We start from the raw sequence: 22,332 nt of genomic DNA, 5'->3' as shown, positions 1-22,332 counted from the left end.
TGGGCTATAAGGCCGAGTGGCCTTCGGATTCGCGACCGCGGCCTTGAAAATGGTAAGGACCTCCCGGCCAACTGAGGGATTGGGCAACTGAAGGATTGGGCGTGACCGACGAGGTGATCAACCAGCCGCCGCCGTTGACGGGCGGCAACGCGTGGCGGGGCGATCCGTTGCTCATCCAGCTCGCCGAACGTTTTTCCGACCCCGTGCGCAAGGATCTCGACGGGCTCGGCAAATTCGTCATGACGCAGGAAGCGCAGGAGCTCGCTCGCCTCGCCAACACCGACACACCGAAATTGCGCACGCATGACCGCCAGGGACGGCGGCTCGACCTGGTCGAATTTCATCCGGCCTATCACGCCTTGATGCGCCGCTCAGTTGCCGGCGGCCTGCATTCTTCCGTGTGGGAAAACGGCGATGCCGAGATCGGCCGCCGCCACCAGGTGCGGGCGGCGCGCTTCTATCTGACCGCCGAGCTCGAGACCGGGCATCTGTGTCCCATCACCATGACCAGCGCCTCGCTGGCGGCCCTGATGGCAAGTCCGAAGCTTTTCCGCGAATGGGCGCCGCGCGTGACGACGCGCAAATACGACCAGACGCAGAAGCCGCCGGTGCAGAAGGCCGGGCTGACGCTCGGCATGGGCATGACCGAGAAGCAGGGCGGCACCGATGTGCGCGCCAACACCACCAGGGCCGAGCGTACGGGAAGCGGCTTTTACCGGTTGAGCGGCCACAAATGGTTCATGTCGGCGCCGATGTCGGATGCCTTCCTGGTGCTCGGCCAGGCGCCGGAAGGACTGTCCTGCTTCCTCGTTCCACGCATCCTGGGCGACGGTTCCGGCAACGGTCTTCGCTTCCAGCGGCTGAAGGACAAGCTCGGCAACCGCTCGAACGCCTCGTCGGAGGTGGAGTTCGTCAACGCGATCGGCGAGATGGTCGGCGACCCGGGCGCCGGCGTCAAGACGATCATGGATATGGTGACGCTGACCAGGCTCGATTGCGCGATCGCTTCATCGGCGTTGATGCGGGCGGGGCTGGCCGAGGCCGTCCATCACACGCGCCATCGCCAGGTGTTCGGCTCGAACCTGATCGACCAGCCGCTGATGCAGCGGGTCCTGGCCGACATGGCGCTCGACGTCGCCGCGGCCACGGCGCTGTCGTTCCGGCTGGCGCGCTCTTTCGACGAGGCGGCAAGCGATCGCGGCGAGGCGGCCTTTGCCCGCGCCATGACGCCTGTGGTCAAATACTGGGTCTGCAAGATCGCGCCGGCGCTGCTCTACGAGGCAATGGAAAGCCTCGGCGGCAACGGCTATGTCGAGGAGGCGCCGCTTGCGCGCTACTATCGCGAGGCGCCGGTCAACGCGATCTGGGAAGGCTCGGGCAATGTCATGGCGCTCGACGTGCTGCGGGTGCTCGGCCGCGCGCCCGGCCTGTTCGAGGAAGTGCTGACCGGCATCGACCGCGATCTCGGCACTGGCGGGCGCGGCACGATCGGCGTGCTCAAGGCGGCCATGCAGGTGGCGACGACCGACCAGGGTTCGGCGCGGCTGCTCACCGAACAACTCGCGCTGTCGGCGGCCGCCGCGGAACTACGCAGGCTGGGGGCGGGACGGATCGCCGACGCCTTCGTCGAGACACGCCTCGGCGGCCAGTGGCGCACCACCTACGGCATGCTCGATTCGCGCCACGACGCACGCATGATCATCGACACGCTCTATCCGCCGGTGACCTGATCCGGCCTCACCAAGACTGGATTGACGGCCTGTGGATGGCTGTTAACCTTAACAAATGGTTTCCGTTGCAGCCGGCCTTCGCAAAGCCCAATCTCGGCCAACTGGAGTAGGGAAAGGTTAACCATGATCTCCCGGGCTCCGCCAAGCGGGAATCGCATGCGGCACGTGTTGAGCTCAGTTCTGGCCTTGCATTGGGCGGCGGTTTTCGCCCTGCTCGCCTTTATCTGCATGGATGGCAGCCGCGGCATAGCGGCGGCGCTTGGTGTGCTTGGTCTCTCGATCCAGGGCAGCCGGTTTCCCGGGCTTGATAATGCCGCAGTGGTCGCGCCGCTTGCAATCGCGCTTCTGACCGTCGCGGTGTTGTTCTGCTGGGCCTTCGTCGAAACGCTGCTGAACGCGGCGGCAAGACCGGACGCGGGCGAGGGCGTGGCGCGGATTGCCTTCATCTGCGCCTCTTTCCTGCTTTCGCTGATCCTCGTCGGCGGCGTGACGCAAGGCATCGACGGCCTGTTCATGATCGTCGCCATCCAGATGACGGCGCTGCTTGCGTCCTACGTCGCGGTGATGGCCGAACGTCGCTCCACCTTTGCCGCAGTGACTTTGCCCGAGGGCGATGTTCGCACCGCCTCGCGCATGGCGATGGGCGCCGCGCACAGTTCGCTTCTTTCCCGCATATCCGGCCGTCCGGAAAACAAGCCGAGGGGCAGGCGCTGATGCGCACGATATTCACACTCTGGGCTGCTCCGATGGCCATCTTCTGGGGATGGTTCTTCCTGTCGGCCAACGACATGAATTTCGGCTACGCGATGCTGAGCCGACAGGTACACGATTTCGCTTTCCAGCTTTACGGCAACATGCTCGGCGTCGATCCGGCAATCATCCCGGGCATGGTGGCGCGGACCTGCATCTTCGACTTTTTCCTGCTGATGGGCCTATGGGCGTTCCGCCGTCGGCGCGAAATCGCCGAATGGATCAGGCAGCGCCGGCAAGGCGCGATCAGCGAAGATCGCCTCAGCCGAGTGACTGAAGCCGGTCCAACGCTCCCTGCAGAATAAAGGCGGCGGCCGCCGAATCGATCTTGCCGGCTCGCTTCTTGCGCGAGAAGTCCATCTCGATCAGCGTGCGTTCCGCGGCCACAGTCGACAGCCGCTCGTCCCACAACACAAAGGGCAGGTCGGACAGCGTCGCCATGTTGCGTGCGAAGGCGCGCGATTTCTGGGCACGCGGTCCTTCCGAGCCGTCCATGTTGACGGGAAGGCCGAGCACGATGGCGCCGACATTGTCCTTCTGGAGCTGGGCGAGCAACTGGGCGGCATCGAGCGAAAACTTCTTGCGCAGGATGACCGGGCGCGGGTGGGCGAAGGACAGCCCGCGATCGGAAACCGCCACGCCGATCGTCTTGTCGCCGAGATCGAGGCCAGCGAGCGCGCGGCCGCCGGCAAGTCGTTCCGGCAACTCCTCGATTGAAATGACGGCCACCAGCTTCCTCTGACGTCGGGGCGTCACACGACCTTTGACGGTGGGCAGCGCCGCGCTACTTTCAATTTGTCGCTAGCGTTCTATCCTCCGGCAACGGAAAAATCGAGGAAAGCATTCATGAAACTGACCTGGTACGGACATTCGGCATTTCGCGTCGAGACCAAGGATGCCACCATCCTGATCGACCCCTATCTGGTCGGCAATCCGTCCTGGACAGGCGGCTGGGAAGGGCCGGCGGAAGGCGTGACCCATGTGCTCCTGACCCACGGCCATAACGACCATGTCAGCGGCGCGGTCGAAGTGCTGAAAAAAAGCGGCGCCATGCTGGTCGCCAACTTCGAGATCTGCATGTATCTCGTCGGCCAGGGTGTCGGCGGCGACAAGATCAATCCGGGCAATATCGGTGGCACCGTCGACTGCGGGCCATTCACCACGACCTTCGTCCAGGCACTGCATTCGTCCTCTTTCGGCGGCGAAGGCGGCACCAACACCTATCTCGGCAACCCGGGCGGCCTCGTCCTGCATTTTCCGGAAGACAAGACGCTCTACCACATGGGCGACACCGACATCTTCTCCGACATGGCGCTGATCAACGAGCTGCATGAACCGAAGATCGGCATCGTGCCGATCGGTGACCGCTTCACCATGGGCGGCGCGGTGGCGGCCCTTGCCTGCCGCCGCTTTTTCGACTTCGATACAGTCGTTCCCTGCCATTTCGGCACCTTCTCGATGATCGACCAGACCGCCGACAAGTTCGTCGCCGGCATGGAAGGCTCGGGCGCCAAGGTGGCGCTGCCGAAGATCGGCAAGGCGATCACGATCTAGGGATTCTGTTCAGGAATCTGGAACAAAGTCATAGCATTGCGGTAGAATCTTCCCGTTTCGACGCTGACCGCGGCAACGCACAGCGCTGGCGAGCCGTTAACCGGCAACAGTGGCCGCTATCAGCGCTGCGACGGCGTGACGTCGCCTCGATGGCGATCGGGCACCGCATGCGATCGTCCAGTATCATCCATGTTGCGCGGCAAGCGCCGCGCCGCTATAGCCCGCACTGGTTTTCCCGAGGCGATAGAACATGTCCGTTGATCTTCAGACCGTGAAGCGCGTCGCGCACCTTGCCCGTATCGCGGTGAGCGAGGAGGACGCCGAGCGCATGACCGGCGAATTGAACGCCATTCTTGGCTTCGTCGAGCAACTGAACGAGGTCGATGTCGCGGGCGTCGAGCCGATGACCTCGGTCACGCCGATGGAGATGAAGAAGCGCCAGGATGCCGTCACCGACGGCAACAAGGCCGCCGACATCGTCGCCAACGCGCCGGCAACGGACGAGAACTTCTTCCTCGTTCCAAAGGTGGTGGAGTAGGCCGTGGCTGTCGAGATCGCCGTCGAGACGCCTTTGCAGGACGACGTGCGCGCGCTGGTCGCTGAACTCGACGCCGCGTTGCTCGAACTGACGCCGCCCGAGCATTGCTATCACCTCACCGTCGAGCAGATGGCCGGCTCGGATACGACCCTGTTCATCGCCCGCGACAACGGCCTGGCCGTCGGCTGCGGCGCGCTCAAGCGCCACGACGAAGCCACCGGCGAGGTCAAGCGCATGTATACGCGGCCGTCGCATCGCGGCCAGAAGATCGGCGCCGAGATCGTCGGACGGGTCGAGGCGCTGGCCCGCCAAGAAGGGCTGACGCGGCTGGTGCTCGAGACCGGCGATCGACACCCCGCCGCATGGACCGTTTACGAGCGCGCCGGTTTTTCGCGTTGCGGACCGGTGCTGGATTATCCCGACTCAGATTGGTCGGTGTTTTACGAAAAGAGCCTTGCCTGATGAGCGATCTCACACATCTCACCATTTCCGAGGCCCGCGCCAAGCTGCGCGGCAAGGAGATTTCCGCGGCCGAGATCACCGAGGCCTATCTCGCGGCGATCGAGCGCGCCAATCCGGTGCTGAACGCCTATATCGTGGTGACCGGGGACAAGGCGCGCGACATGGCCAAGGCGTCGGACGCCAAGCTTGCCAAGGGCGAGGGCGGGGCGCTGGAAGGCATTCCGCTCGGCATCAAGGACCTGTTCGCCACCGAGGGCATCCACACCCAGGCCTGCAGCCATGTGCTGGACGGCTTCAAGCCGCGCTATGAATCGACCGTCACCACCAATCTGTGGGCCGACGGCGCAGTCATGCTCGGCAAGCTCAACATGGACGAGTTCGCCATGGGCTCGTCCAACGAAACCTCCTATTACGGCCCGGTCATCAACCCGTGGCGCCGCTCGCGTGTCGATACGGTCGTCATGCCGACGACGCATCAGGGCGATGGCGGCTTTGTCTCCGCCGGCGGAACGAAGACGCAGCGCTCCCTGGACAACGCCCAGCTGGTGCCGGGCGGCTCGTCCGGCGGTTCGGCGTCGGCCGTCGCAGCCTTCCTGTGCGCCGGCGCCACCGCCACCGACACCGGCGGCTCGATCCGTCAGCCCGCCGCCTTCACCGGCACGGTCGGCATCAAGCCGACCTATGGCCGCTGTTCGCGCTGGGGCGTGGTCGCCTTCGCTTCCTCGCTCGACCAGGCCGGTCCGATCGCGCGCGACGTGCGCGACGCCGCGATCCTGTTGAAGTCGATGGCCTCGGTCGATCCGAAGGACACCACCTCGGTCGACCGCCCGGTGCCGGACTATGAAGCGGCGATCGGCAAGCCGATCAAGGGCATGAAGGTCGGTATTCCGAAGGAGTACCGCGTCGACGGCATGCCGCAGGACATCGAGGCGCTGTGGCAGAAGGGCATCGCCTGGCTGAAGGATGCCGGTGCCGAGATCGTCGACATCTCGCTGCCGCACACCAGATATGCTTTGCCGGCCTATTATATCGTGGCGCCGGCCGAGGCCTCGTCCAACCTCGCCCGCTACGACGGCGTGCGCTACGGCCTGCGCGTGCCCGGCAAGGACATCATCGACATGTATGAGAAGACGCGCGCCGCCGGTTTCGGCCGCGAGGTCAAGCGCCGTATCATGATCGGCACCTACGTGCTGTCGGCCGGCTACTACGACGCCTACTATCTGCAGGCGCAGAAGGTGCGCACACTGATCAAGCGCGACTTCGAGAACGTCTTTGCCGCCGGGGTCGACGTCATCTTGACGCCTGCAACCCCATCGGCCGCGTTCGGCATCGCCGACGAGGACATGGCCTCCGATCCGGTGAAGATGTACCTCAACGACATCTTCACCGTGACGGTGAACATGGCGGGCCTTCCCGGTATTTCGGTGCCGGCCGGCCTCGACGGCAAGGGCCTGCCGCTCGGCCTGCAGCTGATCGGCCGTCCGTTCGACGAGGAGACGCTGTTCCAGACGGCGCATGTCATCGAACAGGCGGCGGGCAAATTTCTGCCGGAAAAGTGGTGGTAGCGTCGCCCCTCTTCTGACAGGTGCGGGATGTTCTACGACCTCTCCAAGATCTTCTGGTTCTTCGTCCAACCGGTCAACCTGGCGATCTTTCTTCTGCTCGCCGGCCTGCTGGCGATGCTGTTCGGGCGCCGTCGGCTGGCCGCGACCGGCAGCGTGCTCGCCTTCGCGATCCTGGTCCTATCAGCCTGGACATCGGTCGGCGCGATGATGCTGACCCCTCTCGAAGAACGCTTTCCCAAGCCGCCACTGCCCGAAAAGGTGGATGGCATCGTCGTGCTTGGCGGCGGCTTCGAGGGCGCCATCAATCTCGTGCGCGGCGGCTATGAATTGAACGCCAGCGGCGACCGCATGGTCGAGACGGCAATTCTCGCCAGGCGCTTCCCGCAGGCCAAGATCGTCGTGTCAGGCGGTAGAGGCTCGCTTTTCCTCGACGGGGAAGGCGATGCCGATACGGCGCCGCGGCTGCTTGGCGCGCTGGGCATTTCGGCCGATCGCCTGATCCTCGAGGACAAATCCCGCAACACTTACGAGAACGCTGTCTTCTCGCGAAAGCTCGTCGAGCCGAAACCGGGCGAGACCTGGCTGTTGGTAACCTCGGCGTTCCACATGCCGCGCGCCAAGGGGTTGTTCGACAAGGCGGGTTTTGCGACCATTCCCTGGCCGGTCGATTATCGCACCTCGGGCAAGGAAGGCGTCGGCTTCTACCGCAACAATCCTGTCGACTCGATACAGGCGACCACCATCGCGGTCCGCGAATGGATCGGGCTTTTCGCCTATCGGCTTTCCGGCAAGATCGATCAATTCTTCCCCGGGCCGGGCGGCTGACCGAGCACCGCCTGCCGCGCCGCTGAGAAGAACTGGCGGCGCACCAGCACAGCCAGAAGCACCAGCGTCGACATCACGAAGACGATGGGATCGACGAACCAGCCGAGATAGCCGATCGAGAAGAAGACGGCGCGCAGGCCGGAGTTAAAGTGCTTGCCGGCGAGCACGTTCATGCGCGTCGCCCGCCACACCGCCGTTTCGCTGAGCGGATTGCGCGAGGCAGGGCCATGCGGCGTCGGCACCGCCCCGATCAGGATCGAGCAATAATTGAACAGCCGGTAGGCCCAACCGAACTTGAAGAAGGCGAAGGCCAGGATCAGCACTAGGCCGAACACCTTGGTCTGGAAGGCCTCGCGCGACGAAGCCGCGCCGAACGGCAGGTCGGCCAAAACCTGCAGCACGCGGTCGGAAGCGCCCAGCAGGGCAAAGCAGCCGCCGAGCGCGATCAGGGAAGAGGAAGCGAAGAAGGCGGTGCCTTGCTGCAGGCCGCCCATGATGGCCGTGTCGACGATGCGGATTTCGCGCTCGGCCATATTGCGCATCCAGGCTTCGCGCTGGGCGTTCATCGCGGTCGTCAGCGACACGCGACTGATCAGCTTGCCGTCGGAGGCGAGCGTATGCAGCACCCAGACGACCAGGAAGAAGCCAAGCGCCGCCAGATCGGCTGCCGAAAGATGCAGTGAATCGCCCATGCTCGTTTGTACCACAGGCAGCGCTGCTGCTTCGATGATCGGCTATGCCGGCCAGGCTTCGGGAGTTTTCACACCCAGGGCGTCGACGACCATGTCGGTGAAGGTGACCCATCCGAACGCGTTTTCGAAATTCCACAACGTTGACTGTCGGTTGAAGTCCGGGCCGGAATGGTTCATCGCGTCTTCGATCAGTACGGGCCAGAATTCCAGCATGTAGGCGTCACGCGCGGTGGCATCGACGCAGACGTTGGTGGCAACCCCGGTGAACAACAGGTGGCGGATCACCCGGCCTCGCAGAAAGGCTTCGAGGCCGGTGTTGCAGAAGCCGCTGTAGCGGGACTTGCGGATGACATGGTCGCCACGCTCGGGCTTCAGTGCATCGACGATTTGCCAATCCCAGCTGTTGTCGATCAACAGCTTGCCGCGAAGCTCGGGGCGATCGCGCATCATGACCATCCCCAATTCCTTGTGGAAGTTCGGCGAGGACGAATCTCCTCCATCGCTGAGGTCGGCTCTGTACGACATCTGCAGGTAGACCACCGTCATACCAGCCTTGCGCGCGGCCGCAAGCAGCCGCTTGTTGGCCTCGATGGCCGGCGCTGCACCAGATATGTCGAAACCCGCCAGGTCGAACATGCCGCCAGGCGAGGCGAAGGCGTTCTGCATATCCACCACGATGACGGCCGTTTGGGCAGGCACGATGCACACCGGTTCCGGCCTGGCATCCAATGCAAGCATTGCTTCCTCCCTCACTGCGACAGCGGCGCCTCGCAGAATAGCGGCGCCAGCGCGGCGCGGCAATCAATGTCGCTGGCAGAGCAAACAAGGTCGGCAGCCGCCGAGCCGCGACATGCAAAACAGCGGAAACATCCCGGGAATTCCTATATGTAAGTTCTGACCGGCCCTCAGGAGACAACGGCCCGTGTTTCTTTCGGTTTTCGACCTGTTCAAGATCGGCATCGGCCCTTCGAGCTCGCATACGATGGGGCCGATGACGGCGGCGCGCCGTTTCCTCGACGAGATCCTGGCCGGCGACTGGCCGCGTCCGGCAGGCGTGAAGGTCGACCGCATCGGCGCCAGCCTGCACGGGTCGCTCGCCTATACCGGCATCGGCCATGGCTCCGACCGCGCCGTGATCCTCGGCTTGGCCGGGCAGACGCCGCAGACGGTCGATCCGGACGAGGCCGACGGCATCGTCGCCCGAATCGGGGCGGATAAGCGCATTTCACCACCTGGGCATCCGACTTATCGGTTCGACCCCGCCAAGGACCTCGTCCTCGACCGCAAGACGCCGCTGACCGGCCACGCCAACGGCATGGCCTTCTATGCCTATGACGCTTCCGACCGGCTGCTGCTCAAGCGCATCTATTATTCGATCGGCGGCGGCTTCGTCGTTTCCGAGGAAGAGCTGCAGCGCATGAAGTCCAAGGGCTCGGTGACGACCGAGGGCAAGAAGGTGCCATACCCGTTCAAGAATGCCGTCGAGATGCTGGCGATGGCGGCAAAGAGCGGGCTTTCCATCGCCGAGATGAAGCGCGCAAATGAAGAGAAGCACATGTCGCGCGAGGAGCTCGATGCGGGCCTGGATGCGATCTGGGGCGCGATGAAAGGTTGCATCGACCGCGGCCTGTCGCAGGACGGCATCATGCCGGGCGGGCTGAAGGTACGCCGCCGCGCGCGCCAGTTGCACGACAAGCTGCAGGAGCAGTGGCAGCAGAACCGGCCCAATCCCTTGCTCGCCAATGACTGGTTGTCGATCTACGCCATGGCGGTCAACGAGGAGAACGCCGCCGGCGGTCGCGTGGTCACGGCACCGACCAATGGCGCTGCCGGCACGCTGCCGGCGGTGTTGCGCTACTGGCTGCATTTCCATCCCGAAGCCGACCAGCCAAGCATCCGTGATTTCCTGCTGACGGCCGCCGGGGTCGGCGGCATCATCAAATCGAACGCCTCGATCTCAGGCGCCGAGGTCGGCTGCCAGGGCGAGGTGGGTTCGGCATCGGCAATGGCCGCCGCCGGCCTGTGCGCCGTCATGGGCGGCACGCCCGAGCAGGTCGAGAACGCCGCCGAGATCGCGCTCGAGCATCATCTGGGCATGACTTGCGATCCCGTCGGCGGCCTGGTGCAGGTGCCCTGCATCGAGCGCAATGCGCTCGGCGCGGTCAAGGCAGTCACCGCCGCCTCTTTGGCCATCAAGGGCGACGGCACGCATTTCGTGCCGCTCGACGCCGCGATCGAGACCATGCGCCAGACCGGTCTCGACATGAACGAGAAGTACAAGGAAACCAGTCTCGGCGGTCTGGCGGTCAACGTCGTCGAGTGTTGAGGTCTCACCGAAGACTCCGGCTGGCCCTGTGGAGAAGTCGCTCAAGGCGTTGACGCGTCGACCCTTGCGGCTAAATCTTGGGGCATGTCACTCAATCTCCTAAAACTCTGCGTCGGCTGCGACAGCGTCGAGGACCTCGAAGAGTGGATCGCCTTCCGCCTCGACGAGCGGCGCCGCGCCGGTGAGCCGGCCGAGCACTGGCATACCACCCGCATGGTGCCGACGCGCCGAGGCGAGATCACCGATGGCGGCTCGCTCTATTGGGTGATCAAGGGCAGCGTCCAGTGCCGCCAACTGATCACCGAGATCCGGCCCTTCACCGATGGCGAAGGCATCGGCCGCTGCCACCTGGTGCTCGATCCCGAGGTCGTGCGCACCGACTGGCAGCCGCGCCGCGCCTTCCAGGGCTGGCGCTATCTGAAGCCCGCCGATGCTCCGGCCGATCTCGGCAAGGGCAGGGCAGCACTGGCGGAAATGCCGCCGAAGCTCAGGTTGGAACTCGCCGAACTCGGCCTCCTGTAGCGCGGCTCCGCGTCTCGGCCGCGACGCTGGCCCGTCGGATCGCCCGGTGTGGGGCTTGCAAGCGCCGGACCTTGGTCCCATCCTATTTCCTATGCTCAGTCATCCGTATGGCGCCAACCGATGAGCGTCATTCTGCCTTTGGCGGCGGTGCTTGTGGTGCTTTTCGGCGCCGCGGTGCTCTTTGTGCGCGCGGATCCGACAAGGATGGCGGATAACCTGAGATCGCTTGGGCCGGCCTTGCTGGGCCTTATCGGCGCGCCGATGCTGATCTTGGGCCGCAGCTTTATCGGCGGGCTGCTTCTGCTCGCGGCGCTGGCCTGGGTCGGCTGGATACGCACGAGGCGGCCTCCTGCACGCGCGGCCGCGTCCAAACATTCGACGGTGCGCACTGCGGCTCTCGAAATGGACCTCGACCACGATAGCGGCAAGCTCGAGGGGCTTGTCCTGGCCGGGCGTTATGAAGGCAAGATGCTGGGCGCGATGGGACTGACGGACCTGCGCCAGCTTTATGGCGAACTCAATCCGGATCCGGAGAGCCGCCAGCTTCTAGAGACGTATCTTGACGGCCGTTTTCCCGTCTGGCGCAAGGACGCGCAGCCGCACGGTGGCGAAGGGCTGGGTGTTGCGCCAGGTGCGGGCGCCATGACTAAGGAGGAGGCCTACAAGGTCCTTGGTCTTGAAGCGGGGGCTGCCGCGGCGGATATCCGCAAGGCGCACCGCCGCCTGATGCAGCGCCTGAACGCCGATGTCGGCGGTACGTCTGTCCTGGCGGCGCGGATCAATGAAGCCAAGGACGTCCTGCTCTCCAATCACGACTAGTCTCCTTCGACGCTGAACTTTCCGGGAGCTTCGAACACCGACTACTGCTGGACGGCGTAGCACGAGATTTTCTTGCGCTTGAGCGCATCGCAGGCCTTCCAGGCCGCGTCCTTCGAACCGAAACCGCCAAAGCGGGCGCGGTAGTAGGTGGTGCCGCCCTTGTCGAAGGCGACGGTGAAGCCAGAGGCGTCCGCCAACACCTTCGGCGCCTGCTTGGCAGTCTGGTCGAGCAGGCTCTGGGCACCCGATTTCGTCGGCGACGAGGCAACCTGAACCACCCAACCGGACGGCACCGACGCCGTCTTGACCGGATCGATCGCCGGCGCTGCGGGCGCGGGTTCGGCATAGGCGGTGACGACCTGGGGCGAGACTTCCTCGGACTTGGGAGCCGGCGCCATGGCGGCCACGGCAACCGTCTTCACCTTCCTGGCCTTGATCACGGGCTTCGTCTCTTCGGCGACCTGCTGGGTGTCGTCCTCAACGTCATCGGCCGAAGCAACGACGGCGTCATCCGCTGCCGGCTTGGCATCCGGTGTCGGCGCGTCCTGCCTGGGCAGGAAGACCTTGGCCAACGTCTTGATCGGATTGTCGTTGCCCTTGGCGATGAGATCGCCACCGCCGCGCGTCGAGGTGCGCGGCATGTAGGTGTTGATCAGCGCGGCCATCTGGTTGTCGCGGCTGCGGCCGGAGGCGCCGCCCATTACCACCGCGACAAGGCGACGGTCGCCGTCGGCAACGGAGGAGACGAGGTTGTAGCCCGAGGCGCGGGTATAGCCGGTCTTGATGCCGTCGACGCCCTTGATGCGGCCAAGCAGGCGGTTGTGGCCGTTGATGCGCTGGCGGCCATACAGGAACGAGCGCTGCGAGAAATAGCCGTAATATTGCGGGTAGTGCTCGCGCAGCGCGATGCCCAGCATCGCCATGTCGTGAGCCGTGGTGAACTGACCAGGATCGGGCAGGCCGTTGGCGTTGCGGAAGACCGTGCCGTTCATGCCGAGCTGGCGCGCCTTGGCCGTCATCATGCGGGCGAAATTATCTTCGCTGCCGCCAAGCATTTCGCCAAGCGCCGTCGCCGAGTCGTTGGCGGATTTCGTCACGATCGACAGGATCGCGGTCTCGACCGGAACCGAGCCGCCGGCGCGCACGCCGAGCTTGGTCGGCGCCTCGGCCGAGGCATGCGCTGAGAACGGAACCGGCGTGTTCTTGCTGATCCTGCCCTTCGCCAGCGCCTCGAAGGTGAGGTAGAGCGTCATCATCTTGGTGAGCGAGGCCGGATAGCGCCGGCCATTGGCGTCGGCCGAATAGAGCACCTTGCCAGTCTTGGCGTCGACGACGATGGCGGACGACCTCGCAGCCATAGCCGACGCCACATCGGCGACGACAACCGTCACCGCGAGCGCGGCGATAATGATTGCCTTGAGGGAGAAAGATTTGGAGACCAGCCCCGACAACGCCTGACGCACCGCTACTACCCTGAAATTTTCGTTGCCCCGGAGGCGGCTATGGGAGTGCCTGCCTCGCTTCCGGCCAAGCTATCGCGGGCTGCGTTACCAATCCGTTTATGGTAACCGCCGCGTTCACCATTTTTCGGCAAATCGAGCTTCACTTTAATCGAATTTTACCGGCGGGCGGCGCTGGAGCCCCTGCAAGCTAAGGGATTCTTGACTTTTGTGCATCGCACAATATATTGAGGTGCATTGCACAAGGGCGCCCGGGGCCAAAAGGGCGTTTCAACCAAAGGGAAGAATGAAATGACCCAGACCTATGAGGACTTCTCGAAATACGGCAAGGAATTTGCCGACACCGGCCTGAAGAGCTTTGCCTCGCTCACCAAGGGCGCGCAGGCGATCGCCACCGAAGCCGGTGAATATACCAAGAAGAGCTTCGAGGCCGGCAGCGCCGCCGTCGAGAAGCTGTTCGCGGCCAAGTCGATCGAGAAGGCCATCGAGATCCAGACCGACTATGCCAAGCAGAGCTACGAGAGCTTCGTGGCCGAGGCCAGCAAGATCGGCAACCTCTATGCCGAGCTCGCCAAGGAAGCTTACAAGCCCTTCGAATCGGTGGTCGCCAAGGCGAAGTAATTTCGCCCGATCACACCCGATACGGCCAACCGGCCTGCGGAAAGGACCCGGTCGCGGAAACGCGGCCGGGTTTTTTCGTACAAGATCGCAACCCTACGCACGTTACCGCATTCACGATTGAGAAATTCGCTGAGGTTTGCCCACCTAGCCATATTGTCAGCTAAACAGAAGGGCTTAAAATCGTTCATCGAGAACCTACATGTTGAACTCGCATGAGGATTCGAAAAGGCTGGACTACGTGACGATCGGTTTGACTGCCACGGCAGGCGTGGTGCGAATGCAAAGTGACGGCGACCGCAACGATCCCGGTCGCGGCACGGCTGTCATCACGCGCACCAAAACCAAGACCAAGAAGCCCAGTCTCTACCGGGTCCTCATTCTGAACGACGACTACACGCCGATGGAGTTCGTCGTTCACGTCCTGGAACGTTTTTTCCAAAAGGACCGCGAGGCTGCCACACGCATCATGCTTCATGTTCACAATCATGGAGTGGGCGAGTGCGGTATCTACACATTCGAGGTGGCCGAGACCAAAGTGTCCCAGGTCATGGATTTCGCCCGACAGAATCAGCATCCGCTGCAATGCGTGATGGAGAAGAAGTGAGGTAACATGCCGGCTTTCTCCCAAGGCCTGGAAAAGGCGCTACATCAGGCGCTGACATTCGCCAACGAGCGGCATCATGAGTATGCGACGCTCGAACACCTGCTGCTTGCGTTGATCGACGACACCGAGGCGGCTGCCGTCATGCGCGCCTGCAACGTCGATCTCGACGAGCTCAAGCATACCGTTCTCACCTATATCGACACCGAGCTCGACAACCTCGTCACCGGTTACGACGAGGATTCCAAGCCGACCGCCGGCTTCCAGCGCGTCATCCAGCGCGCCGTGATTCATGTGCAGTCGTCCGGCCGCGAGGAAGTGTCCGGCGCCAACGTGCTCGTCGCCATCTTCGCCGAGCGCGAGAGCCACGCCGCCTATTTCCTGCAGGAACAGCAGATGACCCGCTACGACGCGGTCAACTACATCTCGCATGGCATCGCCAAGCGTCCTGGCGCCTCGGAGTCGCGCACGCCGCGCGGCGCCGAGGACGAGCAGGGCGGCCAGAACGGCGCCGAGCCGCAGGAGGAAAACGGCAAGAAGAAGCAGCAGGACGCGCTGACGGCCTACTGCGTCAACCTCAACAACAAGGCGCGGGCCGGCAAGATCGACCCGCTGATCGGCCGCGACAGCGAGATCAACCGCACCATCCAGGTGCTGTGCCGCCGCTCCAAGAACAATCCGCTCTATGTCGGTGACCCTGGCGTCGGCAAAACGGCGATCGCCGAAGGCCTCGCCAAGCGCATCGTCGAAGGCGATGTGCCGGAAGTGCTGCAGGACGCCACCATCTTCGCGCTCGACATGGGCACGCTGCTGGCCGGCACTCGCTATCGCGGCGACTTCGAGGAGCGGCTGAAGCAGGTCGTCAAGGAGCTCGAGGACTATCCGGGCGCGGTGCTGTTCATCGACGAGATCCACACCGTGATCGGTGCGGGCGCCACGTCCGGCGGCGCCATGGATGCATCGAACCTCCTGAAGCCGGCGCTGTCGTCCGGTGCAATCCGCTGCATCGGCTCGACCACCTACAAGGAGTTCCGGCAGTTCTTCGAGAAGGACCGCGCGCTGGTGCGGCGCTTCCAGAAGATCGACGTCAACGAGCCGACCATCGAGGACGCCATCGAGATCATGAAGGGCCTGAAGCCCTATTTCGAGGAATTCCACAAGGTCCGTTACACGAGCGAAGCCATCAAGGCCTCGGTCGAGCTGTCGGCGCGCTACATCAACGACCGCAAGCTGCCGGACAAGGCGATCGACGTGATCGACGAGACCGGTGCCTCGCAGATGCTGGTGCCGGAGGCCAAGCGCAAGAAGACGATCGGCATCAAGGAGATCGAGGCGACGATCGCCACCATGGCGCGCATCCCGCCGAAGACGGTCTCGGCGGATGACGAGAAGGTGCTGCAGGGGCTCGATATCGAGCTGAAGCGCGTCGTCTACGGCCAGGATACCGCGATCACCGCGCTTACTTCGGCGATCAAGCTGGCGCGCGCCGGCCTGCGCGAACCGGAGAAGCCGATCGGCTCCTACCTGTTCTCAGGCCCGACCGGTGTCGGCAAGACGGAAGTGGCCAAGCAGCTTGCCGCCTCGCTCGGCGTCGAACTGATCCGCTTCGACATGTCGGAATATATGGAACGCCACACCGTCTCGCGGCTGATCGGCGCGCCTCCCGGCTATGTCGGCTTCGACCAGGGCGGTCTCCTGACCGACGGCGTCGACCAGCATCCGCATTGCGTGCTGCTGCTCGACGAAGTCGAGAAGGCGCATCCCGACCTGTTCAACATCCTGTTGCAGGTGATGGACCACGGCAAGCTGACTGACCATAACGGCAAGCAGATCGACTTCCGCAACGTGATCCTGATCATGACGACCAATGCGGGTGCGTCGGATGCGCAGCGCGCGGCGATCGGCTTCGGTTCGACCAAGCGCGAGGGCGACGATGTCGAGGCGATCAACCGGCTGTTCACGCCTGAGTTCCGCAACCGTCTTGACGCGATCATCCCGTTCGGCTCGCTGCCGGTGCCGGTGATCCATCAGGTGGTGCAGAAGTTCGTCATGCAGCTCGAGGCGCAGCTCTCGGAGCGTGGCGTCACCTTCGACCTGTCGCAGGAGGCGATCGCCTGGCTGGCCGACAAGGGGTATGACGAGCGCATGGGCGCGCGGCCGCTCGGCCGCGTCATCCAGGAGCACATCAAGAAGCCGCTGGCGGACGAAGTGCTGTTCGGTAAGCTCAAGAAGGGCGGCACGGTGCGCGTCACCGTCGAGAAGAAGGAAACCGGCGAGTCCGGCCTGAAGCTCGAATCGCTCGCCGACGAGTCGCCCGTGCAGCCGAAGAAGGAAGAGCCGGAAGACGCGCCGAAGCCGAAAAAGGCGGTCGCCAAGAAGCCGGCCGCCAAGAAGGCGGTGGCGCAGAAGCCGGAGCCGAAGGGCAAAGACGGCAACAAGCGCAGCCTTGTGCCGCAACTGCCGCGCAAGAGCTGAAGGGAGCTCGCTTGAAACACAAAAGGCCCCGGCAACGGGGCCTTTTTCGTTGAAGGGAGCACCCATGAGCCCTGGACAAATCATCATCCTCAATGGCGCGCCGCGCTCGGGAAAGTCGAGTATTGCCGTAGCGATCCAGGAGACGCTCGAGGGCGTCTGGATGAATCTCGGTGTCGACGCCTACGCGCATGTCACGCCGCCGCGGCTGCGCCCGGGGATTGGCCTGCGTCCCGGCGGTGAAAGGCCTGACCTCGAGGCCTTCGTGCCGCTGCTCTATGCGGGACTTTACGACGCAGTAGCTGCTCACAGCCGGCTGGGACTGAACGTCGTTGCCGACGTCGGCCACCATGACGCGTATTCGAGACCGCTGAACATCCTCCTCGAATGTGCCCGCCGCCTGGCCGGCTTGCCCGTCCTGTTCGTCGGTGTCCGCTGCCCGATCGAGGAGATCCTGCGAAGGCGCGCCGCGGGCGGGGCCGACACAACCTATGTGGTCGGAACGGACGACGATCCCGTACCGTTGCCAGTCCGCCGCTGGCAGGAAGAGGTACACAGGCCGGGTATCTACGACCTGGAGGTCGATACGTCGGCGCTGAGCCCGGAAGCTTGCGCCGCGACGATCCGGCAGCGGCTTGTCGCCGGGCCGGAACCGACAGCCTTCCAGGCATTGGCGCGCCTGCGGGCCGGCTGAGCCCAACAGCCGGTGCTCAGCTTCCCAACGCCACCCGGATTTTTCCGGCGTTCTCGGCCAGCACTTCCGGCTTCTCCATCTGGCCGGAATGCGGCTTCAGCGGCACGCCCTCGAAACGCGGCAGGACGTGGACGTGGAGATGGTAGACAGTCTGCCCGGATGCCGGTTCGTTGAACTGCATGAGAGTGACGCCGTCGGCGTTGAAGGCCTTTTTCACCGCAACGGCCACCTTCTGGACGACCGCGAACAACGGACCGAACGTTGCCGGGTCGGCGTCGAGCATGTTGCGCGACGGCGCCTTGGGCACCACCAGCGTGTGGCCCGCGCCCTGCGGCATCACGTCCATGAAGGCGACGACCGCGTCGTCCTCATAGACGCGATGCGAGGGGATCTCGCCGCGCAGGATTTTTGCGAAGATGTTGCCGGGATCATAGGCTTGGGCCATGGCGGGACGCTCCCAATTGTATTCGCCGTCCGGTGTAGCGAAGCCGCATCCCAGCGGCAAGGCGATTGGCGCGATCTGCCGACAATGCGCCGGCAGCCTTTCCGCTGCCGACGATTATTCGGGAAGATCCTTGCGGAAGGGCGTGTGCTCTTCGAGATATTCGCCCATGCGCTCGACCTCGCGGCGCTCGCGCCTGAGATAGTCGGCGACGGCATTGCGCAGACCGGGATGCGAAATGTAGTGCGCCGAGTGCATGGTTACCGGCCTGTAGCCGCGCGCCAGCTTGTGCTCGCCCTGCGCGCCGGCCTCCACCACCTTCAGCTTGCGCTCAATGGCGAAGTCGATCGCCTGATGGTAACAGACCTCGAAATGCAGAAAGGGATGGTCCTCGATGCAACCCCAGTTGCGGCCGTAGAGCGCGTCCGAACCGATGAAGTTGATGGCGCCGGCGATATAGCGTCCGCTGCGCTTTGCCATCACCAGCAGGATGTCGTCGGCCATGCGCTCGCCGATCAGCGAGAAGAACTGGCGGTTGAGGTAGGGCCGACCCCATTTGCGGCCGCCGGTATCCATGTAGAAGGCGTAGAAATCGTCCCAGGCGCGTTCGGTGATGTCCTTGCCGGTCAGCCAGTCGATCGAGATGCCGTCGGCCAGCGCTTCGCGGCGCTCCTTCTTCATCGCCTTGCGCTTGCGCGAGGCAAGCGTGGCGAGGAAGTCGTCATAGGTCGAAAAGCCTTCGTTGAAGAAATGGAACTGCTGATCGGTGCGATGCAGGAAGCCGGCCGCTTCCAGTGTCGCGACATCGGGCTCGTTGGCGAAAGTGACATGCGCGGACGAGACGCCGAGCTGGTCGGTCACGAGCTTCAGGCCCTCCGCCAGGCCGGCGCGCACCGCGCCTTCATTCTCGCCCTTGCTGACCAGCAGGCGAGGGCCGGTGACCGGTGTGAACGGCACCGAGCATTGTAGCTTGGGATAATAACGGCCGCCGGCGCGCTCGAAGGCGTCCGACCAGCCATGGTCGAAGACATATTCGCCCTGGCTATGCGATTTGAGATAGCAAGGAACGGCGCCGAGAAGCCTGCCCCGCGCGGTTTCGAGTCTCAGATGATGACCCTGCCACCCGGTACGCCGCACTGCGCAGCCGGAGTCCTCCAACGCGCTTAGAAAAGCAAATGAAACCAGTGGGTTGTAGCCGTTTTCTTTGTCGTCGCGCGTGGTTCCGGCAAAGCCGTTCCACTCGTCGCAGGTGAACGCGCCGATGCCCGCCGCGACGCGGATCGCATAATCCGCGTTCGCTGCCTGTCCATCGTCGTCGTCACCCTGATCCATGGGGCTTATTTAAGCTTCGCCCGGGCCGCTACAAGTCACGTTCCAGGCACCGCATTCAAGCAACCTTGACCAGATCGGGCTCAAAGCCCTCGAAGGTCATCTGGTCGGCATATTTGAAGGTTAGGTCGACCGCCGGCTGGTCATGCACCGTCCAGGTGATGACCGGCATCTTGAGCTTCCCGCGCACGAAGCTGACGAAGGGGTTCGGCAGATCGCCGGCGGCATAGGAGGTAAAGGCGAGGTCATGCGCGAGCATGGCGAAATGCGCTTCGATGAGCTGGTTGTCCTTGCCGTAAGCCGTCAGCCCGCCGGGGATGCCCGGCGCGTCCTTGGCGAAATCGCGGATCAGCCAGTGATCGAACGACATGATCGCGACCTTGCCCCTATAGCGCTTGAGCAGCCGGCCGACGCTTGCCACAAGGCCCGCGTCGTGGCCGGGAGCGCCTTTCAGCTCGACCACTAGCGGCACGCGGCCGTCGATCAGGTCAAGTGCTTCCTGCAGCGTCGGCACATGGTCCCTGGTGCCGCCGATCTTGAGCGTCGCCAACTCGGCCGCGGTGCGTTGCCAGACGAATCCGTCATGGCCGGTCAAGCGCTTCAGGTCGCCGTCATGGATGATGACAGGGACGCCATCGGACGAGATATGCACGTCGCACTCGATGGCATAGCCGCGCTCGGCCGCCGCGGCGAATGCCGACAGCGTGTTTTCCCAGCGCATCTTGTTCATGTCGTGGAAGCCGCGATGCGCGACAGGCCGTGCAATCAGCCAGGACAGGTCGGTCATCTTGAGCCTCACTCGACTTCGAAGATCGCTTCGATCTCGACCGCAGCGTTGAGCGGCAGCGAGGCGGTGCCGACGGCGGAGCGGGCGTGTTTGCCGCGCTCGCCGAGGGCCGCGACCAGGAAGTCGGAAGCGCCGTTGGCGACCAGATGCTGTTCGACGAAGTCAGGCGCGGAGGCGACGAAAACGGTGATCTTAACCAGGCGGCGGATCTTTTCCAGATCGCCGAGGGCCGCCTTGGCCTGCGCCAGGATGTTGATGGCGCAGCATTTCGCGCCTTCCTTGCCGGCTGCCGTGTCGATGTCGCGGCCGAGCAGCCCGGTTGCCTGCAGCTTGCCGTCCTTCAGCGGCAACTGGCCGGCGGTGAACAGCATGTTGCCGGTGCGGCAATAGGGCACGTAGTTGGCGGCGGGCGCGGCGGCGACCGGAATGGTGACGCCAAGATCGCTTAGCCGCTTTTCGATTGTTTCGCTCATTGGTTTTCCCTATTGCTGGAAGGCGCTGCGTCGGCCGGGCCGAAATTGCTATTTTTGCCTCGCTTCCGCCACGACTTTTTTTAAGCTGGACCATCTTTACCTGCGGCCTGCCCCGGCCGCGACGATCGGAGCAATGCATGCGCGCAACGCGCCTTTTCCTCGCCGCCGCCTGTATCTCGGCGGCGTACCCGATGGCGCCGGCCTTGGCGGTGCCAGCGTTGCAGGCGCACCGCGCCGTCTACGATCTGACGCTCAACAAGGCCTCCGACCGTTCGGGCATCACCGGCATCACCGGCCGCATGGTCTATGAATTCAACGGCTCGGCCTGCGAAGGTTATACGGTCAAGTTCCGCTTCGTCACCCAGATCGTCACCAACGACAACACCAGGGTGACCGACCAGCAGACGACGACTTTCGAGGACGCCGAAGGCAAGACCTTTTCCTTCGTGACCAAATCCTTCGTCGACCAGAACCTCGACAAGGAGGTCAAAGGCATGGCGACCAGGGAAGCAAAGGGCCTCAAGGTCGATATCGACAAACCGGAAAAGAGCAGCCTCGAACTCGCTGCCACGCAGTTTCCGACCCAGCACCTGGTCGAGCTGATCGGCAAGGCCGAAAAAGGCGAGAATTTCTATCAGACCAATCTGTTCGACGGCTCCGAGGACGCCAACAAGGTGATGGCTACGACCGTCGTCGTCGGCAAGAAGACGGATGCCGACAAGACGGATCCGGAAGCGCCGGCGCTGGCCAAGCTCGCCTCGGACAAATATTGGCCGGTCGACATCGCCTATTTCGACGATACCGACAAAGGCGGCGAGGAGGTGCCGGAGTACCGGATCAGCTTCAAGCTGCACGAGAACGGCATCACCCGCGATCTCGTCATGGACTATGGCGACTTCTCGATGACCGGCAAGCTGGTGAACCTGTCGCTGTTCGACCAGACCAAGCCTTGTCCGGCGTCGAAATAGCAATTTTCGCCGACCGCAGACCCGGCTTGCAGCCCTGGCCCGCGGACGCCATCTATCGGGATCACCAAGTGTGGCGGGCCTGATGGCGATCTATGTCGATGCGGCGATCTGGAAATGGGCGGGCCATCGCTGGTGCCATCTGCTCGCCGACGACGTCGATGAATTGCATCGCTTCGCCGCCGAACTCGGCATCAAGCTCTCGTCCTACCAGGGACCGCCCACGACATCGGCGCCGCACTACGATATCACCGGCTTCGAGCGCGACCGGGCGGTTCGGCTTGGCGCGATCGAATGCAGCCGGGAGCAAATCGTGGCTATCTTCCGCCGTGTGCGGGTGCCGAATGGGAAGGTAAGACGCTGAGATTTGCGCGGATCGCCGCAGGCAAGCGTGTTTTCCGGCGCCCGGCTGTCGGTAGCTAATCAAGTTGTCCGGTTTGGTAGCACGTCATTTGTCCGCTTCAGTTTTGCGTCGAAGCGGTTCACGCAGCTCTGCCGATTGAGCATCCGTCCAGGATTGGTGCGCCATCTGAGGTGTATGTGGCAATGCGGCGCGGTCCGTGGAAGATTGCGAGTGTTCCGTCAGTGTATTGCCTGACCTTGACGGTGGCTTTGACGAAGTGGTGTCGGATCGGGCTTTGCGGCAGTTGCAATCTGAGCCGCGCGAAGGCGACGGTATTGTCGCGGGCAACGACACGCTCTTCT

The 22,332-nt window shown here is 63.7% G+C and carries 25 protein-coding genes; 17 read left to right on the top strand and 8 right to left on the bottom strand.

The genetic code is table 11. The features are described 5' to 3' along the window. Positions 1-101: 101 nt before the first annotated feature. From DPM33_RS15910 to DPM33_RS15900, 3 genes are all read left to right on the top strand, one after another. Positions 102-1,730 carry a DNA alkylation response protein gene (locus DPM33_RS15910; RefSeq protein WP_112098654.1) on the top strand — a complete coding sequence of 543 codons (1,629 nt, stop codon included), beginning with the start codon at positions 102-104 and terminating at the stop codon, positions 1,728-1,730. Positions 1,731-1,886: 156 nt separating this feature from the next. Continuing rightward, positions 1,887-2,444, top strand: coding sequence for a hypothetical protein (locus tag DPM33_RS15905; protein WP_112098653.1), 558 nt, complete (start codon positions 1,887-1,889; stop codon positions 2,442-2,444). Next, the gene (locus tag DPM33_RS15900) at positions 2,444-2,785 is read left to right on the top strand and encodes a DUF6105 family protein (protein ID WP_112098401.1); all 342 of its coding nucleotides are present in this window, start codon (positions 2,444-2,446) and stop codon (positions 2,783-2,785) included. Before DPM33_RS15905 ends, DPM33_RS15900 begins: the two co-directional genes overlap by 1 nt. Here the strand turns inward: DPM33_RS15900 and ruvX are convergent. Continuing rightward, entirely contained in the window at positions 2,742-3,209 is a 468-nt protein-coding gene (gene ruvX / locus DPM33_RS15895; RefSeq protein ID WP_112098400.1) for a Holliday junction resolvase RuvX, read from the bottom strand. The genes DPM33_RS15900 and ruvX overlap by 44 nt on opposite strands. A gap of 117 nt (positions 3,210-3,326) precedes the next feature. Between ruvX and DPM33_RS15890 the strand changes: the two genes are divergently transcribed. From DPM33_RS15890 to DPM33_RS15870, 5 genes are all read left to right on the top strand, one after another. Beyond that, positions 3,327-4,034, top strand: a complete 708-nt coding sequence (locus DPM33_RS15890) for a metal-dependent hydrolase (RefSeq protein WP_112098399.1) — start codon at positions 3,327-3,329, stop codon at positions 4,032-4,034. 250 nt (positions 4,035-4,284) lie between these two features. Continuing rightward, positions 4,285-4,572, top strand: coding sequence for an Asp-tRNA(Asn)/Glu-tRNA(Gln) amidotransferase subunit GatC (gene gatC / locus DPM33_RS15885; protein ID WP_112098398.1), 288 nt, complete (start codon positions 4,285-4,287; stop codon positions 4,570-4,572). 3 nt (positions 4,573-4,575) lie between these two features. After that, positions 4,576-5,034, top strand: coding sequence for a GNAT family N-acetyltransferase (locus DPM33_RS15880; RefSeq protein ID WP_112098397.1), 459 nt, complete (start codon positions 4,576-4,578; stop codon positions 5,032-5,034). Beyond that, entirely contained in the window at positions 5,034-6,599 is a 1,566-nt protein-coding gene (locus DPM33_RS15875) for an amidase (RefSeq protein ID WP_112098396.1), read from the top strand. The genes DPM33_RS15880 and DPM33_RS15875 overlap by 1 nt, the downstream gene beginning before the upstream one ends. A gap of 27 nt (positions 6,600-6,626) precedes the next feature. Further along, positions 6,627-7,424, top strand: a complete 798-nt coding sequence (locus tag DPM33_RS15870; protein WP_112098395.1) for a YdcF family protein — start codon at positions 6,627-6,629, stop codon at positions 7,422-7,424. Here the strand turns inward: DPM33_RS15870 and DPM33_RS15865 are convergent. Both DPM33_RS15865 and DPM33_RS15860 read right to left on the bottom strand, forming a co-directional pair. Beyond that, entirely contained in the window at positions 7,397-8,116 is a 720-nt protein-coding gene (locus DPM33_RS15865; RefSeq protein WP_112098394.1) for a DUF599 domain-containing protein, read from the bottom strand. The two genes, DPM33_RS15870 and DPM33_RS15865, sit on opposite strands and share 28 nt — an antisense overlap. A 42-nt stretch (positions 8,117-8,158) precedes the next feature. Continuing rightward, entirely contained in the window at positions 8,159-8,854 is a 696-nt protein-coding gene (locus DPM33_RS15860) for a cysteine hydrolase family protein (protein WP_112098393.1), read from the bottom strand. A 184-nt stretch (positions 8,855-9,038) separates the two neighbouring features. On the opposite strand from DPM33_RS15860, the gene DPM33_RS15855 reads away from it, so the two are divergent. The 3 genes from DPM33_RS15855 to DPM33_RS15845 all read left to right on the top strand — a co-directional run bounded on the left by DPM33_RS15855 (position 9,039) and on the right by DPM33_RS15845 (position 11,783). Next, complete coding sequence (locus DPM33_RS15855) at positions 9,039-10,442, top strand: L-serine ammonia-lyase (protein WP_112098392.1); 1,404 nt, start codon at positions 9,039-9,041, stop codon at positions 10,440-10,442. A gap of 84 nt (positions 10,443-10,526) precedes the next feature. Then, the gene (locus DPM33_RS15850) at positions 10,527-10,964 is read left to right on the top strand and encodes a DUF1489 family protein (RefSeq protein ID WP_112098391.1); all 438 of its coding nucleotides are present in this window, start codon (positions 10,527-10,529) and stop codon (positions 10,962-10,964) included. A 120-nt stretch (positions 10,965-11,084) separates the two neighbouring features. Next, the gene (locus DPM33_RS15845) at positions 11,085-11,783 is read left to right on the top strand and encodes a J domain-containing protein (protein WP_112098390.1); all 699 of its coding nucleotides are present in this window, start codon (positions 11,085-11,087) and stop codon (positions 11,781-11,783) included. Positions 11,784-11,824: 41 nt separating this feature from the next. Here the strand turns inward: DPM33_RS15845 and DPM33_RS15840 are convergent, their stop codons facing one another. Further along, positions 11,825-13,246, bottom strand: a complete 1,422-nt coding sequence (locus DPM33_RS15840) for a D-alanyl-D-alanine carboxypeptidase (RefSeq protein ID WP_112098389.1) — start codon at positions 13,244-13,246, stop codon at positions 11,825-11,827. Between the two features lie 288 nt (positions 13,247-13,534). On the opposite strand from DPM33_RS15840, the gene DPM33_RS15835 reads away from it, so the two are divergent. The 4 genes from DPM33_RS15835 (at position 13,535) to DPM33_RS15820 (ending at position 17,631) form a co-directional block, all read left to right on the top strand. Next, positions 13,535-13,864, top strand: coding sequence for a phasin family protein (locus DPM33_RS15835; protein ID WP_095818678.1), 330 nt, complete (start codon positions 13,535-13,537; stop codon positions 13,862-13,864). A 277-nt stretch (positions 13,865-14,141) separates the two neighbouring features. Continuing rightward, on the top strand, positions 14,142-14,468 hold the full coding sequence (clpS, locus tag DPM33_RS15830; RefSeq protein ID WP_036258315.1) for an ATP-dependent Clp protease adapter ClpS: 327 nt from the start codon (positions 14,142-14,144) through the stop codon (positions 14,466-14,468). Positions 14,469-14,474: 6 nt separating this feature from the next. Next, entirely contained in the window at positions 14,475-16,940 is a 2,466-nt protein-coding gene (gene clpA / locus DPM33_RS15825; protein WP_112098388.1) for an ATP-dependent Clp protease ATP-binding subunit ClpA, read from the top strand. A gap of 64 nt (positions 16,941-17,004) precedes the next feature. Continuing rightward, positions 17,005-17,631 carry a chloramphenicol phosphotransferase CPT family protein gene (locus DPM33_RS15820; RefSeq protein WP_112098387.1) on the top strand — a complete coding sequence of 209 codons (627 nt, stop codon included), beginning with the start codon at positions 17,005-17,007 and terminating at the stop codon, positions 17,629-17,631. Between the two features lie 16 nt (positions 17,632-17,647). Here the strand turns inward: DPM33_RS15820 and DPM33_RS15815 are convergent, their stop codons facing one another. From DPM33_RS15815 to DPM33_RS15800, 4 genes are all read right to left on the bottom strand, one after another. Beyond that, positions 17,648-18,076, bottom strand: coding sequence for an HIT family protein (locus DPM33_RS15815; RefSeq protein WP_112098386.1), 429 nt, complete (start codon positions 18,074-18,076; stop codon positions 17,648-17,650). Positions 18,077-18,190: 114 nt separating this feature from the next. After that, positions 18,191-19,405: a GNAT family N-acetyltransferase gene (locus DPM33_RS15810; RefSeq protein ID WP_112098385.1), complete on the bottom strand. Its 1,215-nt coding sequence runs from the start codon at positions 19,403-19,405 to the stop codon at positions 18,191-18,193. Positions 19,406-19,460: 55 nt separating this feature from the next. Continuing rightward, positions 19,461-20,189 (bottom strand): glycerophosphodiester phosphodiesterase, encoded by a 729-nt coding sequence (locus tag DPM33_RS15805; RefSeq protein ID WP_112098652.1) that lies wholly within the window; start codon positions 20,187-20,189, stop codon positions 19,461-19,463. Between the two features lie 8 nt (positions 20,190-20,197). Next, the gene (locus DPM33_RS15800) at positions 20,198-20,662 is read right to left on the bottom strand and encodes a RidA family protein (RefSeq protein WP_112098384.1); all 465 of its coding nucleotides are present in this window, start codon (positions 20,660-20,662) and stop codon (positions 20,198-20,200) included. Positions 20,663-20,799: 137 nt separating this feature from the next. Here DPM33_RS15800 and DPM33_RS15795 point away from each other — a divergent pair, with 137 nt between their 5' ends. Continuing rightward, positions 20,800-21,630 carry a cell envelope integrity EipB family protein gene (locus DPM33_RS15795; RefSeq protein WP_112098383.1) on the top strand — a complete coding sequence of 277 codons (831 nt, stop codon included), beginning with the start codon at positions 20,800-20,802 and terminating at the stop codon, positions 21,628-21,630. A gap of 82 nt (positions 21,631-21,712) precedes the next feature. Continuing rightward, the gene (locus DPM33_RS15790) at positions 21,713-21,991 is read left to right on the top strand and encodes a DUF4031 domain-containing protein (RefSeq protein ID WP_112098382.1); all 279 of its coding nucleotides are present in this window, start codon (positions 21,713-21,715) and stop codon (positions 21,989-21,991) included. The last annotated feature ends 341 nt before the right edge of the window (positions 21,992-22,332 follow it).

Origin of the sequence: Mesorhizobium hawassense (assembly GCF_003289945.1) — a bacterium.
GTDB classification, from domain to species: Bacteria; Pseudomonadota; Alphaproteobacteria; order Rhizobiales; family Rhizobiaceae; genus Mesorhizobium; species Mesorhizobium hawassense.
Note: the sequence above shows the minus strand (reverse complement) of the source record. Positions and strands in the feature narration are given on the sequence as shown.

Excerpts from the sequence above, each read along its gene's own strand:
- gatC (WP_112098398.1), top strand. The coding sequence starts at position 4,285 with ATGTCCGTTGATCTTCAGACCGTGAAGCGCGTCGCGCACCTTGCCCGT.
- DPM33_RS15795 (WP_112098383.1), top strand. The coding sequence starts at position 20,800 with ATGCGCGCAACGCGCCTTTTCCTCGCCGCCGCCTGTATCTCGGCGGCG.
- DPM33_RS15905 (WP_112098653.1), top strand. The coding sequence starts at position 1,887 with ATGCGGCACGTGTTGAGCTCAGTTCTGGCCTTGCATTGGGCGGCGGTT.
- DPM33_RS15860 (WP_112098393.1), bottom strand. The coding sequence starts at position 8,854 with ATGCTTGCATTGGATGCCAGGCCGGAACCGGTGTGCATCGTGCCTGCC.
- clpS (WP_036258315.1), top strand. The coding sequence starts at position 14,142 with ATGCAAAGTGACGGCGACCGCAACGATCCCGGTCGCGGCACGGCTGTC.
- DPM33_RS15835 (WP_095818678.1), top strand. The coding sequence starts at position 13,535 with ATGACCCAGACCTATGAGGACTTCTCGAAATACGGCAAGGAATTTGCC.
- DPM33_RS15875 (WP_112098396.1), top strand. The coding sequence starts at position 5,034 with ATGAGCGATCTCACACATCTCACCATTTCCGAGGCCCGCGCCAAGCTG.
- DPM33_RS15810 (WP_112098385.1), bottom strand. The coding sequence starts at position 19,405 with ATGGATCAGGGTGACGACGACGATGGACAGGCAGCGAACGCGGATTAT.
- DPM33_RS15900 (WP_112098401.1), top strand. The coding sequence starts at position 2,444 with ATGCGCACGATATTCACACTCTGGGCTGCTCCGATGGCCATCTTCTGG.
- DPM33_RS15800 (WP_112098384.1), bottom strand. The coding sequence starts at position 20,662 with ATGAGCGAAACAATCGAAAAGCGGCTAAGCGATCTTGGCGTCACCATT.
- DPM33_RS15850 (WP_112098391.1), top strand. The coding sequence starts at position 10,527 with ATGTCACTCAATCTCCTAAAACTCTGCGTCGGCTGCGACAGCGTCGAG.
- DPM33_RS15865 (WP_112098394.1), bottom strand. The coding sequence starts at position 8,116 with ATGGGCGATTCACTGCATCTTTCGGCAGCCGATCTGGCGGCGCTTGGC.
- DPM33_RS15790 (WP_112098382.1), top strand. The coding sequence starts at position 21,713 with ATGGCGATCTATGTCGATGCGGCGATCTGGAAATGGGCGGGCCATCGC.
- DPM33_RS15845 (WP_112098390.1), top strand. The coding sequence starts at position 11,085 with ATGAGCGTCATTCTGCCTTTGGCGGCGGTGCTTGTGGTGCTTTTCGGC.
- clpA (WP_112098388.1), top strand. The coding sequence starts at position 14,475 with ATGCCGGCTTTCTCCCAAGGCCTGGAAAAGGCGCTACATCAGGCGCTG.
- DPM33_RS15890 (WP_112098399.1), top strand. The coding sequence starts at position 3,327 with ATGAAACTGACCTGGTACGGACATTCGGCATTTCGCGTCGAGACCAAG.
- DPM33_RS15820 (WP_112098387.1), top strand. The coding sequence starts at position 17,005 with ATGAGCCCTGGACAAATCATCATCCTCAATGGCGCGCCGCGCTCGGGA.
- DPM33_RS15805 (WP_112098652.1), bottom strand. The coding sequence starts at position 20,189 with ATGACCGACCTGTCCTGGCTGATTGCACGGCCTGTCGCGCATCGCGGC.
- DPM33_RS15870 (WP_112098395.1), top strand. The coding sequence starts at position 6,627 with ATGTTCTACGACCTCTCCAAGATCTTCTGGTTCTTCGTCCAACCGGTC.
- DPM33_RS15815 (WP_112098386.1), bottom strand. The coding sequence starts at position 18,076 with ATGGCCCAAGCCTATGATCCCGGCAACATCTTCGCAAAAATCCTGCGC.